This is a genomic window from Psychroflexus halocasei (genome assembly GCF_900107595.1).
Lineage (GTDB): Bacteria > Bacteroidota > Bacteroidia > Flavobacteriales > Flavobacteriaceae > Psychroflexus > Psychroflexus halocasei.
In genome coordinates, this window is the sequence record NZ_FNQF01000008.1 from 50,305 (window position 1) to 64,910 (window position 14,606).

Consider the following 14,606-nt stretch of genomic DNA (forward strand, 5'->3'; position numbering starts at 1 on the left):
ATGATACAAGAAATTTTAGTTTTTATCGCCTTTGCAATTGCAATCGGTTTTATCATCAAAAAGTTCTTTTGGAAAAGTAAGAAAACCGCTAAATCATGTGGCATGTCTGATTGCGGTTGTGATTAATTATCATTAATGATTTCAATCAAATCTTCGAGCTGCGTATCTTTTTGACCTAAAACTTGCGCTTCTCTTCTTTCAATTAACACATCAGGTTGAGTTCCATTTCCATCAAGGGTTTTTCCGTTTCTTTGAAAGGAAAGCATTGTTGACAACTTGACGCGGATGTTCGAGTTTTTTAAATAAAACCTCACCGATCTTCCGCTTGAGCCATTGGTTGTGACACCAGCAACTTTCACATTTGGCAAACCTTTAAAAGCTGATGTAAAAACTGAAGCTGCACTAAAGCTTTCTTCATTGACCAAAAGATAAACAGGCGTTTTAAACGGTTTTTCACCACTGTTCAAAACCATATAAAATGGACTGCTAAATTTTTTCTTATCAAAATTATATTTAGCCTCAAAATTTTTACTGAAAGCATCAATTGCTTCTCTGTCATCATCAGATAAAAACTCAGAATCATAATTAAAAAGGAATCTGCCTCGCATAGAAGACATGTCTTCATTCAGACGTTGATCGCTTCGTACATGCGCTACATTTGCAACCCAAGGTGATTGTTCTGGTTGTACAAAATAAGCAGATAAAGTATTCAATATTTCTCTTGTTCCGCCACCATTACCTCGCAAATCGACAATTAAAGCTTTTGCATTTCTTGATTTTTCAATTGTATTTTTAAGATAAGCTTCAAGCTTTGTATTTCTGCGATAACTCTGCATCGCTGGGATAGCGAGATAGGCAATAGAATCTGTCAGCCATTGATCTAATTGAGATAAATCAAAATTTTTATCTCTAAAAAAAGTTTTCATCTCCTTATGATATCTCAAAGATCCTAGATGAAACCAATCATGTTTTTCTCGACTCAAAGGAAGTTTCATTTCAAAATCTTTTTGACCTTTTGTCAAAACCAAGTCGATTTTCTCAGGAATTTCTTCGTCTTGTTTTTGATAAAGCTTTCCTGTTCTTTTCAAGTCTAACAAAGCATCGGTTAGCTGCGCTTGCTTTGGTGATAATTTTCTTCTGTATGCATATTTTTCTAAAAAATCATCGATTAAAATTCCATTGATACTTTTAAGGTATGGATATTTTTTCTTGACAAACTGATATTCATTTTTAGATTTTTTCTCTCTTAAAACAACGACTTTCCCGTTTAGAGAAGAAACTACAAAAGGGAAGTACAAATCAGGTGTATTTGAAGACTTATTTTTAGACTTTTTAAATCTAATATTTGCATGTCTATCGATGGTTTCTGCAATGATTTTTTCAAACTCATAAGCTAAAAAATCAATTCTGACAGAATCTTTCTTTTGAATGTTATCTCTAATTTGAGTGTAACGCGCTTCAAAATCAAAATCGGAGAGCTGATAATAAGAAGACTCTGTTTCTAATAAAGCAATAAATTCGTCAATATCCTCTAAAGCTTGCTCTTTTGAAATAGATTGTGAAAAACTAAAGTTGGAAAATAAAATCAAACAGATTCCGAGAAGATACTTTGTCATTTTGATATATCTAAATCTGACTTTTCACAATCAGACGATGAATTAAGCAAGATATGTTTTTTCTTATGAGTAACCCTCTTTAATAATCTGGTTTCTTACGGAGGCTTTTCTTTTCGGATTGTTTCTTTTTGGATTGCAATCGCTTTAATTTTTGCATTTTACTTGGCTTTGTTTTCTTTCTTTTCTTTTTTGGCTGAAAAGCTTTTTCCAAGTGAGACATCAACAACTCAAAAACCAATTTTTTGTTTTTATGCTGACTTCGTGTTTCTGCTGATGACATTTGCAAATAATCATCTTGCACAATAAAGCGTTGTAAATGTTGACGAACACGACCCTTATGAACTTCTGATAACACTTCAGAAGATTCAAAATTCCATTTTAAAATAACTTTGGTTTCAGTTTTATTGACATGCTGTCCTCCTGGACCACCGCTTAAGCTGGTTTGAAAATCAATTTCTCTTTCTAAAAGATTTTTATCAAATTTCAACATAAGTTTGGTGTCTTGGCTTCAACAAATCCACCACTGTTTTTACCGGATTAAAGGTTTCTACAGGAACCTCAACAAAAATGGTGTGCCAATCTGCCATTCCGCCATTCCACAAACCTGGCAACTCTAAAGCTTTAATTGGCTTCCCATTCACAGATTTATCAGCGATGAAGCCTTGATTATAATCAACAAACTTTTCTAAGTCGTAATTATTTCCATCGACATCTTTAATGCTGCAAACAATGTCAACAGGGTTAAAATGCGTAGAGCCTTCCATCAACTGAACTTGATTTCCATTTTGAAGATCGATTTGAGATTTTTCAACAATTTGAAGGCTCATTTCTCCATCTTTTGTTTTTACCCAAAAAGGTCCTCCACCTGGCTCACCTTCATTTTTAACCATTCCACATACGCGGATTGGTTTTTCCAAAAATTCTAGCAAACATTGTACGTTTTCTTCAACTGAATTTTGGAAATGTGTTTGAACAAAACCTTGCGCTGCTTTGATTTGACTTACAGAAGCATGATTTTTCAAATTTCTGATATGAGATTTTAACTGATTTTCAAAATCTAAACACAATCCCGCTAAAGCTTTTTTATAAATAACATTGACATCCTCATCTTCCGTTCCTGGCTTATAATGTACATTGTCAATGTTTTTGATAAAAATCAAATCGCTATCGATACTTTTCAAATTACTGATTAAAGCACCATGGCCAGCTGGTCTGAATAAAAGTTTTCCATTTTGATCTCTATATAAAGATAAGTCTGGATTAACAGCAACAGTATCAGTTGACCGTGATTGGTATGAAAAACTTACCTCAAATTTAACACCTGTATATTCTGAAATAAAATCAGTTTTCTCTACTAAAAACTGATCAAATTTCTCACGATGCAACTCTGAAATTGTAAAGTGTAATTTTGAAATTCCTTTTTGAGATGCGTATTCTGCAGCTTCAAAGAAATGTTCTTCAAAAGCTGAAAGTAAATGCTGACCATAATTATGAAAAGGAATTAAAGCTTTTGGCAAATCAGAATATGACAAGGCCGCTTTTATGAATTCAAATTTTTCTTCATCAGAAGTCAACTTAGTTTTCGTCGAACCCATTTTTTCAACAAGGGCTCCATAAAATGGCAGGTCTTGTATATGTTCAAAAAAATCTAATAAATGCTCAAGATCATGAGCAATCAAATTATTTTTGAGTGGTTGTTGTTTATCGTAAGTATTTACAAAATGATGTAAATCTTTAAACATGCGTGAAGCTGCTCCACTTGAAGGAACAAATTTCGTCACATCAATTTCAGCCTGATCGTAAGCTTGACAATATTTTTTAATGTCAGCTTGATTTAATTTCAAGATGCCATCATTCAAAGTGGCTGGCTTGATAATTTGTAATGTTTCAAAACCGTTTTTAAAGCAGTTAACATCTGCATTCACTTTTTCTGGCGTTAATTCATGCGAATGAATATGACTTAAATCTTCAGGATAAAATTTAGACATGATTAATTGTTTTTTAAAATAGTTGGTCAATAATTTGCGTCGCCTGCTTTAAACGCACAGCTTCATCGCCTTTTAGAATACTAAAAGGTTGATTGTGTAGGATGAGTTTTTGATGAAATCTGTTAAACATAGCTTCGCGTTCATTTGGCTTATCTCTTAAATCGTCGTCTTCCCATGGCGTATCATAATAGGTTAAAAAATAATAGTCATAATTAAGATCACGAACAAGCTGATTGAGCCTTTCATTTTCGTAATTGTCATAGTAAGCTTCAGTATAAACTAAAGTTTGCAATGCATTTGTATCACAAAATAACAAATTATTTACGTCTTTAGCGACTTTGTTCTCAATTTTTAACTGACCTTCAGCAATAGGTGTGATATCCTTAGTTTCACAAATGAGTCCTGATTCGTCGTACTTATTTTGCAAATAATCGCGGGCAAACTCAGGCACCCATTTTGTTTTATAGTGTTTTGCTAAAGCTTTAGCAAGACTTGTTTTTCCTGTCGATTCAGGCCCAAACAAGACTATTCTAACAATGTCTCTTTGGGTTTGTTCAGTTCTTTTTTCCATGCTCTATAACCGTAAATCGCAACAATAGTAAATAAAATGTATTGCAAAGCTGTTATCCCTAAACCTTTATAAAAATAAAGTGGAATTGAAATTATATCAGCGATGATCCAGTAAATCCAATTCTCCAATTTTTTCTTAGCCATTAGCCACATCCCTATAAAAAATAAAGCTGTGGTAAATGTATCAACATAAGCTGTCCAGTCGTTCCATTTTTCAAAATAAGTGTAAACTAAACCGACAAAAACGATGGCGCCAATAAAAAGAAAAACAGATTGCTTTTTCTCTTTAGCATTGATTCTTTTAATTGGGATAAAATGAGTGTCATCAACCTTTCTCGTCCACATATACCAACCATAAATACTCATACTGAAATAGTAAGCATTGATGAGCATATCCCCTAAAAGTCCGAAGATATTTAGGATATAAACGAAGATTCCTGTACTGATAATTCCTGTCGGAAAGACAAGAAGATTATCTTGTTTTGAATACCAAACACTTAGAAATCCAAAGACAACAGCAATACTTTCTAAAACAATAAGGTAGGTTTCTGCACCGTCGTATTGTGACAGCAACCAATCAAAAATGTGGCTCATAATTCTGGCGATCACTTTTTACAATCTTCATATAAATCAATCCGCGTTCCATGCCTTCCATGGCTGTTTTGATTTCTTCATTCAGGACTTCCATCACTTTATCATAATCACCGTAAACTTGCGTACTTAAAGGATTTTCAAGCACTCGTAAACCTGATTTTCTCAAGTTTTTGATCAACTGAATAATCGCAGGTTCATAATCGTCCTGAATTGGTGTCAGGGTTAACTCGACTGAAATTCTCATAATTTATTCATTTTTTGTTCAAAAGCAGTTCCGATAACGATAACGTCGGCACCTGCTTCATATAATTCTTTTTGTTGTTTTTGAGTTCTGATACCACCGCCAACAATTATGATCATTGAGCTTATGGCTTTAACTGCTCTCACAATTTCTGTAGAAACTGGAAATTCAGCACCACTACCAGCTTCCAAATATACACATGATTTCCCCATAAATTCACCAGCCATCACTGTATCTAAAATGTACTTTAAATCATCTTGCGGAATCGCATTTGTTTGACTTATTCTTTCTACGGAAGTTATTTTACCACCATCGATTAAAATATAAGCCGTGGGTATAATTTCAAGTTTAGATGCCAAAATACAATCAATAGATTTGCGTTGCTGATGTATCAAGTATTCTGAATTATCACCTGATAATAAGCTCATAAAAAACAAAGCATCTGCATGTTTAGTGATTTGGCGATATGACCCTGGGAATAAAACAATTGGCAAATCAGTTGCCTTTTTTAAAGCTCTGACACAATTTTCGGCATCACCATCATCAACCGTGCTTCCGCCAACCAAAATAAAGCTGATTTCTTTAGGAAGCATTTCAACAAGTTGATTAACTGAAGAGCCTTCAAACTTATCAGGATCAATCAAAATAGCGAGTGACTTCTGATTTTTTATTTTTTTAAAAATGGATTGATTGATACGACTCATGATAAAGCGATTGCGTAAACACAAATAAACCCTTCAAAATCAAGAAAATTCAATGTGTAATGTGTTTCTAATCCATGATGATTCACTTCTGCATTTGTCGTTCCTGCAGTGAAATCAAAATCATGCACAAAAATATCTTCATAAAACCGCAGACCTTTTTTACCATAAAGCTTATAAAGCGATTCTTTTGCTCCCCAAACAATGGTTAATTTTTTAATTAAATCTTTTGGCCCTAAAGCATTATATTCATCAACAGGCGTAAATCTCGGGGCGATGATTTTTATTTTATCTCGTTGTTTTTCTATATCAATGCCAACAGGTTTATCAGAAACAATAACCGCCGTAAATTCAAAAGAATGTGTAATCGAGATTTCTTTATCGTCTTTTAAATGTGGTTTTCCTTTTTCATCATAAATCAAATCTGAATCTGTATATCTAAATTCAGCTAGTAAATGCCGAATACTCATAAAACCTTTTTTATGAATTTCGGATTTCATTGCGTCATAACGAGAAGCGCAATAAGGTGATAATGTGATGTTTTCCTTTAGCTCTTCGAGTGATTCTTCAATCTTCCATATCAATACAGTCGTTTGTTCATCAATCGATAGTCTCTTGTAAATCGGCATAAATATTTGCTTGAATTACTTAAATTTGATGTTCAAAAGTACTTAAATTATTACTTATGCATACCAAAACATGAACATATACAACCTACAAAATCAGAGCTGTCTATCTTACTGGTTATCACGCCGAAAAAAACAAACACGATTCTGGTTTTTGAATAAAGAGTTTTTCCCATACACAAAATCTTCTTAAACAAAGAAATCAATTTCATTTATGATAAATTTAATTTAGCAAAAAAGAAGAAAATCAACTTTTTTAAAACAAGACTACAAAAGCTTTGAAACGACTATTTCTAGGCATTTATAAAAGATAAAAAACAAATGAATATCAAGCTTTTAATTCTAAACTGAAATTAATTTTATACATATTTCAAATATCACTTTACATTCTCATATTGAGTTAAGTAAAAATCATTATTTTCGCGAATCATTTGAAATCAATAGTTAAAATGAGCAAAAAATTTCCGCAATACAAAGGTTTAAACTTGCCAAAAGTCGCAGAAGAAATTCTAGCGTTCTGGGAAGAAAACCAAATTTTTGATAAAAGCGTGACTTCAAGAGAAGGTCAAGAGCCTTTTGTTTTCTTTGAAGGACCACCATCTGCAAATGGCTTACCTGGCATTCACCACGTGATGGCGCGCTCAATCAAGGATATTTTTTGTCGTTATAAAACACAAAAAGGTTACCAAGTAAAGCGTAAAGCAGGTTGGGACACACATGGTCTTCCTGTTGAATTAGGTGTTGAAAAAGAACTTGGTATTACCAAAGAAGATATCGGAACTAAAATTTCGGTCGAAGATTATAACAAAGCCTGTAAAAATGCTGTAATGCGTTATACAGATGTTTGGAATGATTTGACCAAAAAAATCGGGTATTGGGTTGATATGAACGACCCATACATCACCTATACGTCAAAATATATGGAAAGTGTATGGTGGTTGCTTTCTCAGATTTATGATAAAGACCTGATTTATAAAGGCTACACAATTCAGCCATATTCACCAAAAGCAGGAACCGGCCTGAGCTCGCATGAGCTTAATCAGCCAGGGACCTATCAAGATGTTTCTGACACAACGGTGACAGCACAGTTTAAAGCCATAAAAGAAACTTTACCTCAGCATCTGCAAGATGTTGATGGTGATATTCATTTTCTTGCATGGACAACAACGCCTTGGACGCTTCCGAGTAACACAGCTTTAACTGTAGGAAAAAAGATTGATTATGTGCTTGTCAAATCTTTCAATCAGTACACACACAAACCCATCAATATCATTGCTGCCAAAGCTTTGGTTTCAAACTTATTTAAAAAGAAATTTAAGAAAGTTGAAGATGTTGCTGAGCTTGACAATTACAATGCTGGCGATAAAAAAATACCTTATTTCGTTTCTTCAGAATTTAAAGGAAATGAATTGGTTGACGCAAAATACGAGCAACTTTTAGATTATACGAAACCATACCATACACCAGAAAACGCTTTCCGCATCATCGCTGGAGACTTTGTGACAACTGAAGATGGAACAGGAATCGTACACACAGCGCCAACTTTTGGTGCTGATGATGCCTTAGTGGCAAAACAAGCCAACCCTGAAGTGCCAGGCATGTTGGTAAAAGATGAAAACGGAAATTTAGTGCCGCTTGTGAACCTCAAAGGAAAGTTCAGACCAGAAATGGGCGAACTCGCAGGCAAGTATGTCAAAAACGAATATTACGCTGATGGTGAAGCTCCAGGGAAATCTGTTGATGTTGAAATTGCCATCAAACTCAAAGAAGAAAACAAAGCTTTTATTGTTGAAAAATATGTTCACAGTTACCCAAATTGCTGGCGAACAGATAAACCTATTCTCTACTACCCTTTAGATTCTTGGTTCATTAAAGTGACCGAATTTAAGGACAGAATGCATGAGCTGAATAAAAACATCAACTGGAAGCCAAAATCAACTGGAGAAGGTCGTTTTGGAAATTGGTTAGCCAATGCAAATGATTGGAATTTATCACGTTCACGTTACTGGGGAATCCCGCTTCCGATCTGGAGAACAGAAGATGGACAAGAGGTGAAAGTCATGGATTCTGTCAAAACATTAAAAGAAGAAATCGATAAATCAATGGTTGCAGGCTACATGTCTGACAATCCTTATGCTGATTTTGATACAGAAGATTTATCTGATGAAAACTATAATAAAGTTGACTTGCATAAAGATATTGTTGATGACATTATTTTAGTTTCAAAAACAGGAAAACCAATGAAGCGTGAAGCTGATTTGATTGATGTTTGGTTTGATTCAGGTTCAATGCCTTACGCACAATGGCATTATCCTTTTGAGAAAAAAGAAGAAGTTGAAAATACATGGCGACAAGCTGATTTTATCGCTGAAGGTGTTGATCAAACGCGTGGTTGGTTTTACACATTGCATGCTATCGCTACAATGATTTTTGATGACGTTGCCTATAAAAATGTTGTTTCAAACGGACTTGTTTTAGATAAAAACGGACAAAAAATGTCGAAACGACTTGGCAATGCTGTTGATCCTTTTGAAACACTTAAGAAATATGGACCTGATGCCACACGTTGGTATATGATTTCGAATGCAAATCCTTGGGATAACCTTAAGTTCGATTTAGAAGGCATTGGCGAAGTGCAACGTAAATTATTCGGAACGCTTTACAACACATATTCGTTCTTCTCACTTTATGCAAATCTCGATGAGTTTGATTACTCAGAAAAAGACATTGCAAGAGAAGACAGACCAGAAATTGACAGATGGATTCTTTCTGAGCTCAATAGTTTAATCAAAACCGTTGACACTTTTTACGCTGAATACGAACCGACGAAGGCGACAAGAGCAATCTCAGAATTTGTTCAGGAAAATCTAAGTAATTGGTATGTTCGTCTCAGCAGAAGACGTTTCTGGAAGGGCGATTATAAAACCGATAAAATTTCGGCTTACCAAACATTACATCAATGCTTAAGAGTGATTGCAGAGCTTTCAGCGCCTGTAGCACCATTCTTTAGCGACAGACTTTATAAAGACTTGACAACACACATTAAAGGAGATTTCTCTGAAAGTGTGCATTTATCAGAATTCCCAAAAGCTGACGAAAGCATGATTGATGAAAAGCTTGAGCATAAAATGCAAATGGCACAAACAATTTCTTCATTAGCTTTATCGTTACGTAAAAAGGAAATGATTAAAGTGAGACAACCTCTCAAACGTATTATGATTCCTGTTTTAGATGAAAACATCAAAGATGAAATTTCAGAAGTTTCAGACTTGATTAAATCTGAAATTAACGTCAAATCTGTTGAGTTTTTAGATGATACATCAGGAATTTTAATCAAAGAAATCAAACCTAACTTTAAAGTTCTTGGTCCAAGATTTGGTAAAGAAATGAAGCATGCTGTTCAAGCTATTCAAAAACTTGAAGCGGCTGATATTTCTAAAATTGAGCAAGAAAAAAGTTTAGAAATTGATATCAATGGTGAAAAAACAAACATCTCAATAGATGAAGTTGAGATCATTTCTCAAGATATTGAAGGTTGGCTTGTCGCTTCATCAAATGGCGTGACAGTTGCACTTGATGTGAGTTTAACTGAAGAACTCATCAATGAAGGAATCGCAAGAGAGCTTGTCAACCGCATACAAAATATGCGAAAAGATTCAGGTTTTGAAGTGACTGATAAAATTACAATTGAGTTACAAAAAACAGAAAAAATAGAAAAAGCTGTTGAAGCTAATTTTGATTACATAAAATTAGAAACTTTGACAGAAAATTTATATATTAACGAGAGTGTTAAAAACGGAACTGAAATTGAATTTGATGACGTCAAAACCGTTTTAAGCATATCTAAAATCAATTAATTATGAGCGAATCAACAACAAAAGAGAGATATTCTGATGAAGATTTAGCAGAATTCAAAAGCCTTATCCTTAATAAAATCGAAAATGCACAGCATCAGCTAGAGCTTTATGTCGATGCTTACAAAAATGGAAGTTCAAACGATACTGAAGACACTTCACCGACGTTTAAATCTTTTGATGAAGGCAGTAGCACTTTAAGCAAGGAAGCAAACTCTCAATTGGCTATTCGTCAGGAGAAGTTTATCAGAGATCTTAAAAACGCTTTGGTACGTATTGAAAACAAAACTTTTGGTATTTGCCGTGTGACAGGAAAATTAATCCAGAAAGAAAGATTAAAATTAGTTCCTCACGCGACATTGAGCATTGAAGCTAAGAATCAGCAGAAATAATATCTATTCAAAATCATGAAATCGTCTTAAAGCTTGAGGTTAGACAATAAGCTTCAAATTTTAAGACGATTTTTTTATGACCATTGACTAAAAGGAAAATTACTCAACGCAGCATTATAATATTGCTTTTGTCCTGTCACCTCCTCACCTAGCCAATCAGGTTTTTCATAGGTTTCATCAACTGAAGAGAGTTCAATTTCAGCAAGAATTAAGCCTTTATTAGCACCTTCAAAAACATCAACTTCAACGGTGTGTTTCCCATTTTTAACGTCATATCTTTTTTTCTCAATTGAAAAATCTTCACATAATAACATGAGTTGCTCCGCTTCATCTGTTGGAATTTCTTTTTCCCATTCAAAGCGTGACAAACCATCATCTGTTGATTTTCCTTTAATTGTTATAAAAGATTTAGAATCAGTAATTCTTATTCGCACGCATCTTTCAGGGTTGGAGTTAAGGTATGCTTGTTTAAAACTTTCATGATGTGATGATAGCTCAATAAAAGATTTATTTTTCACTAAAAACTTACGTTCTATTTCTTGTGCCATAATTTAATTTTGAAAAACAAACCTAAACATTCTTCTTATTAAAAATAAAAAAAGGTCTGATTTTCATCAGACCTTTTCCATCAAATCATAAATTTAAAAACTATTTACTCTAAGATTTCAAAAGTTTGAGATGCATTGATCTCTGACTTTCTTACATTAATAACTTCATCATTTTCATCAATAACGAAAGCTACAAATTCTATATTTTCAGCATTTTCAATTTCAGAAGGTAAATTAAAACTATAAGATTGCGTACTTATACTACCTGTTAAGCTTTCTTCATTTGATATCGGGTCGCCTAAAATATTTGTCATTGTCGCCCTTAATGTATGATCGTGCACATAGTTTTCAACAGGATTTACACCACCATAATAAGCAGTATAATTGACCTGAGGGTGAACTAAAGCATTTTCTAATAAATAAACGACAATTCTTAAGTTCTGAAAATCTTGACTAAACTGAATATCAACATCTAAATCAACCTGATTACCACTTATTTCAGATGAAATAGCTAGGCCCAATTTAGGATTTGCACCTTGAGTAAAACTCAACACTTGACCGACATTATCAGGTTCAGGAAAATCCCATTGGGTCATTCTGTTGATAAAACCTTTAGGATAACCAGGAGTGTTAATGAGATTTTCTAAAGCATCAGCTTCCCCATAAACATAAGGATCTTGTGTACCTGACGGTGAACGATGTATGGCAACAAATACAATATCGTCTGATTGTTCATCAACTAATTCAATTGCTTTTGCCACTCGTGGGCACCAGCCACACCATGTCCCTGTATAATCTTCAACAAGCGCGCGTTTTCTGAAATTAACTTCAGAGCCATCGCTAAATTCTACTTCTAAAACTTCAGAGCTTAAGTTCAAATATTCAGCACGAACGCTTACAATACCAACTTCATCAGTTGTAAAAGTATTGCCTTCGAGAAGTTCTCCATTGACAAAAATAGAAGATTGATCAGTGACATTTTCTCCAGCATCAGTATTCACATTGAGCTCAAGTGTTTGCCCTACGATTCTTGAATTTTCATTTGCAACCAAGTAAATACCTGTGATACTTTCTTGGATTTCATATTTCTCCTCACATGAATAAAGGAAACTCAAGCAAACAATTAGAAAACTTGTGAAAACGACAAAACTCTTTTTTTTCATTATAAAAATTATTCTTTAATCAATTTGAGATTTGCAGTTTGTCCTGCTTCATTCTTAACATTCAACAAATAAATTCCAGTTGCGAAACCAGAAAAATCAATTCTATGTTGACCAGCTTTATAAGATGATGAATGCATTTGACGACCATTGACAGAGTAAATTGTAAAATCAACAGCATCTTCATTTGAAAAATCTAAAACGTCTTTCACCATTGTGTTAACGACTGTAACACCGATATCTGACATATCGAATTTTGCATTAGAAAATGTTTCAGGTGTATAATTATAAGTGACGTTAATGCTTTCACCAGTTTCAACACCTTGATCATCAACAGTAAAAAACTTTAACCCGTAAGTAATTGGGTAATTTTGACCATCACCACCATCAGTATTGAAAAAATAATCACTTGGACCATTATTAGCTCCTGGCGCCAAAATAATTGGTGAATTAGGTATCGTTGTTCCTACACTTACAGCATAAAAACATAATGGCTGAACACATAATTGAGAGCTAGAACCATCTGTGTTTGTAAGAGAAGTGACTTCTACAAGTACATTAATCGACTCAGTATCTGATGAATTCGCAATAACAAATTTAATTTTCCCTGAACTTGAAGATGGATCGGCTGTTCCTAATTGATCGAAATCAAATACATCACCATCCTGAATTGGATCTCCTTGTAGAGTTGATAAGTCAAGTTGAGCGTAAGAATGCACACCTATGAATAAAGCTAAGATTAAGTAAAGTGGTTTTTTTAACATGTTGTTATTTTAAAATTAATTTTTCTGTTTTTGTGTGATTTCCAATAGTTACTTTGGTTAAATAAATTCCTTTAGCAAGTTGAGATAAATCGATTTGAGATTGCTTTTGCATTTCTAAACTCTCATAAACCAATTGACCATTTAAAGCATAAATTTTTAAAGAAAAATTGTCGTCTGATTTGAAATTCACCTGACCTTCAGACGGGTTAGGATACATTGCAAATTGCTCAAAAACCATCGATTCATTTCCAAGAGATTGAACTCTTTTGACGATATTATCAATAGATAAACTACCCCCAAAATTACCGACAACAATATTGTAAATTTCTGCATTGTCAAAAAATATAGAAGCACCTGCCTCATGATTACTTGGGGTATTTCCCCATCCGTCACCAAAAGAATCAGATAACTCTAGTCTATAACACTCATCAACCATTGGTAATTGAACATTGTGTACAATTGTTGTATTCGCATCTGGACCACCACCTCCAAACTGATCTGCTGTTCCCGCCTGATAAGGGCCGCCTGCAGCAATCTCAACATCATTACTGTCGTATAATTTCCATGAAGCCTCAGCTGGATAAAAATCTGTATGGATATGAATTTCAATGTTCTCAAGAGCTTGAACAGCAGAATTCACCTCAAAATCTTGTGTCATAATATTTTCTGCAGCCATAGCATTGCCATTAATTCCTGTAATTGAAACAGAATAATCATTAGCATTTGATAGTACAGTATTGATAGTTACAGGTGCATTACCCCATTTAGGTATAGAAACTGACTCTGTAATTTGAGTGATTTGTGATCCATCATTTATTCCTAAAGTAACAGACGTAATAGGGTTTATACCGTAATTATTAACTGTCACACTCAAATCAGCTGCTGTATTATCGTCGCATAGATTAACATCATCAACTGAAGCTAAAGCTTTTTCTGAAATACCAGTTAATGCCATATCACAACCAAATGAAGATTGAATAATACTTTCAAATTGAGAACCAGTTAATTGCCCTGCTTCGTAAACTAAGCCATCAGGACAAATTCTGAAAACAGTTGGGTAATAAGAAATTTGATAGCTATTTGCAATTGCAGCATTATCAATGATAGGAAAAGGTGTGTTTTCAACCCAATTACCAACTGTATTCCCAATTCCATTGAGTTCATTCATTCCAGTTGAAGGATCACCTTCAACGTAAAGTACCACAACTTCATCTGACCCATTAGGCCCATAAGTTTCGTAAATATTTGATAAGTGACCTTGAGATTTATAATTCCAACAAGGTCCACACCAAGTCGCAGAGACGTTCAAGATCACAGTTTTTCCTTCTGCTAAATAATCTGAAAGTGAGTGAGTGTTTCCATCAATATCAGTTGCAGTAAAATCTGGAGCAACAGAGCCATCAGCTATTTGTGCAGATGCAGTAAAGACACTAAAAGCAAATAATGTAAAGAGTAAATAATGTTTCATGAGGTATATTTTTAATTCGCTTCAAATATATAAAAAGATGTTTTATTAAAATTTAGTTAATATTAAAAATATTATTTTATTTTT

General features: G+C 33.9%; 15 protein-coding genes. 3 read left to right on the forward strand and 12 right to left on the reverse strand.

The annotated features are described in order from the left end of the window. Positions 1-126, forward strand: coding sequence for a FeoB-associated Cys-rich membrane protein (locus tag BLV84_RS09965; RefSeq protein ID WP_093244532.1), 126 nt, complete (start codon positions 1-3; stop codon positions 124-126). Here BLV84_RS09965 and BLV84_RS09970 read toward each other — a convergent pair. The 8 genes from BLV84_RS09970 to BLV84_RS10005 all read right to left on the reverse strand — a co-directional run bounded on the left by BLV84_RS09970 (position 123) and on the right by BLV84_RS10005 (position 6,339). Beyond that, entirely contained in the window at positions 123-1,616 is a 1,494-nt protein-coding gene (locus tag BLV84_RS09970) for a S41 family peptidase (RefSeq protein WP_093244533.1), read from the reverse strand. The genes BLV84_RS09965 and BLV84_RS09970 overlap by 4 nt on opposite strands. Positions 1,617-1,695: 79 nt before the next feature. Continuing rightward, positions 1,696-2,106, reverse strand: coding sequence for an alternative ribosome rescue aminoacyl-tRNA hydrolase ArfB (gene arfB, locus BLV84_RS09975; protein ID WP_093244534.1), 411 nt, complete (start codon positions 2,104-2,106; stop codon positions 1,696-1,698). Beyond that, complete coding sequence (locus BLV84_RS09980) at positions 2,093-3,604, reverse strand: DUF4301 family protein (protein ID WP_143521350.1); 1,512 nt, start codon at positions 3,602-3,604, stop codon at positions 2,093-2,095. The genes arfB and BLV84_RS09980 overlap by 14 nt, the downstream gene beginning before the upstream one ends. Positions 3,605-3,617: 13 nt before the next feature. Continuing rightward, positions 3,618-4,175, reverse strand: coding sequence for an AAA family ATPase (locus BLV84_RS09985; protein ID WP_093244536.1), 558 nt, complete (start codon positions 4,173-4,175; stop codon positions 3,618-3,620). Next, the gene (pnuC, locus tag BLV84_RS09990) at positions 4,130-4,768 is read right to left on the reverse strand and encodes a nicotinamide riboside transporter PnuC (protein WP_093244537.1); all 639 of its coding nucleotides are present in this window, start codon (positions 4,766-4,768) and stop codon (positions 4,130-4,132) included. The genes BLV84_RS09985 and pnuC overlap by 46 nt, the downstream gene beginning before the upstream one ends. After that, positions 4,752-5,012 carry a thiamine-binding protein gene (locus BLV84_RS09995; RefSeq protein WP_093244538.1) on the reverse strand — a complete coding sequence of 87 codons (261 nt, stop codon included), beginning with the start codon at positions 5,010-5,012 and terminating at the stop codon, positions 4,752-4,754. Before BLV84_RS09995 ends, pnuC begins: the two co-directional genes overlap by 17 nt. Next, the gene (locus tag BLV84_RS10000) at positions 5,009-5,713 is read right to left on the reverse strand and encodes a phosphoglycerol geranylgeranyltransferase (protein ID WP_093244539.1); all 705 of its coding nucleotides are present in this window, start codon (positions 5,711-5,713) and stop codon (positions 5,009-5,011) included. Before BLV84_RS10000 ends, BLV84_RS09995 begins: the two co-directional genes overlap by 4 nt. After that, positions 5,710-6,339: a 4'-phosphopantetheinyl transferase family protein gene (locus BLV84_RS10005; protein ID WP_093244540.1), complete on the reverse strand. Its 630-nt coding sequence runs from the start codon at positions 6,337-6,339 to the stop codon at positions 5,710-5,712. Before BLV84_RS10005 ends, BLV84_RS10000 begins: the two co-directional genes overlap by 4 nt. 446 nt (positions 6,340-6,785) lie before the next feature. Between BLV84_RS10005 and ileS the strand changes: the two genes are divergently transcribed. Next, on the forward strand, positions 6,786-10,193 hold the full coding sequence (gene ileS, locus BLV84_RS10010; protein WP_093244541.1) for an isoleucine--tRNA ligase: 3,408 nt from the start codon (positions 6,786-6,788) through the stop codon (positions 10,191-10,193). 2 nt (positions 10,194-10,195) lie between these two features. Further along, positions 10,196-10,582, forward strand: a complete 387-nt coding sequence (locus BLV84_RS10015; RefSeq protein ID WP_093244542.1) for a TraR/DksA family transcriptional regulator — start codon at positions 10,196-10,198, stop codon at positions 10,580-10,582. Positions 10,583-10,656: 74 nt separating this feature from the next. Here BLV84_RS10015 and BLV84_RS10020 read toward each other — a convergent pair whose 3' ends face one another. From BLV84_RS10020 to BLV84_RS12700, 4 genes are all read right to left on the reverse strand, one after another. After that, positions 10,657-11,130 carry a CYTH domain-containing protein gene (locus tag BLV84_RS10020; protein WP_093244543.1) on the reverse strand — a complete coding sequence of 158 codons (474 nt, stop codon included), beginning with the start codon at positions 11,128-11,130 and terminating at the stop codon, positions 10,657-10,659. A 104-nt stretch (positions 11,131-11,234) separates the two neighbouring features. Next, positions 11,235-12,293, reverse strand: a complete 1,059-nt coding sequence (locus BLV84_RS10025; RefSeq protein ID WP_093244544.1) for an Omp28-related outer membrane protein — start codon at positions 12,291-12,293, stop codon at positions 11,235-11,237. An 8-nt stretch (positions 12,294-12,301) separates the two neighbouring features. Beyond that, positions 12,302-13,054 (reverse strand): T9SS type A sorting domain-containing protein, encoded by a 753-nt coding sequence (locus BLV84_RS10030; protein ID WP_093244545.1) that lies wholly within the window; start codon positions 13,052-13,054, stop codon positions 12,302-12,304. Between the two features lie 4 nt (positions 13,055-13,058). Continuing rightward, complete coding sequence (locus BLV84_RS12700; protein ID WP_093244546.1) at positions 13,059-14,522, reverse strand: T9SS type A sorting domain-containing protein; 1,464 nt, start codon at positions 14,520-14,522, stop codon at positions 13,059-13,061. Positions 14,523-14,606: the final 84 nt, after the last annotated feature.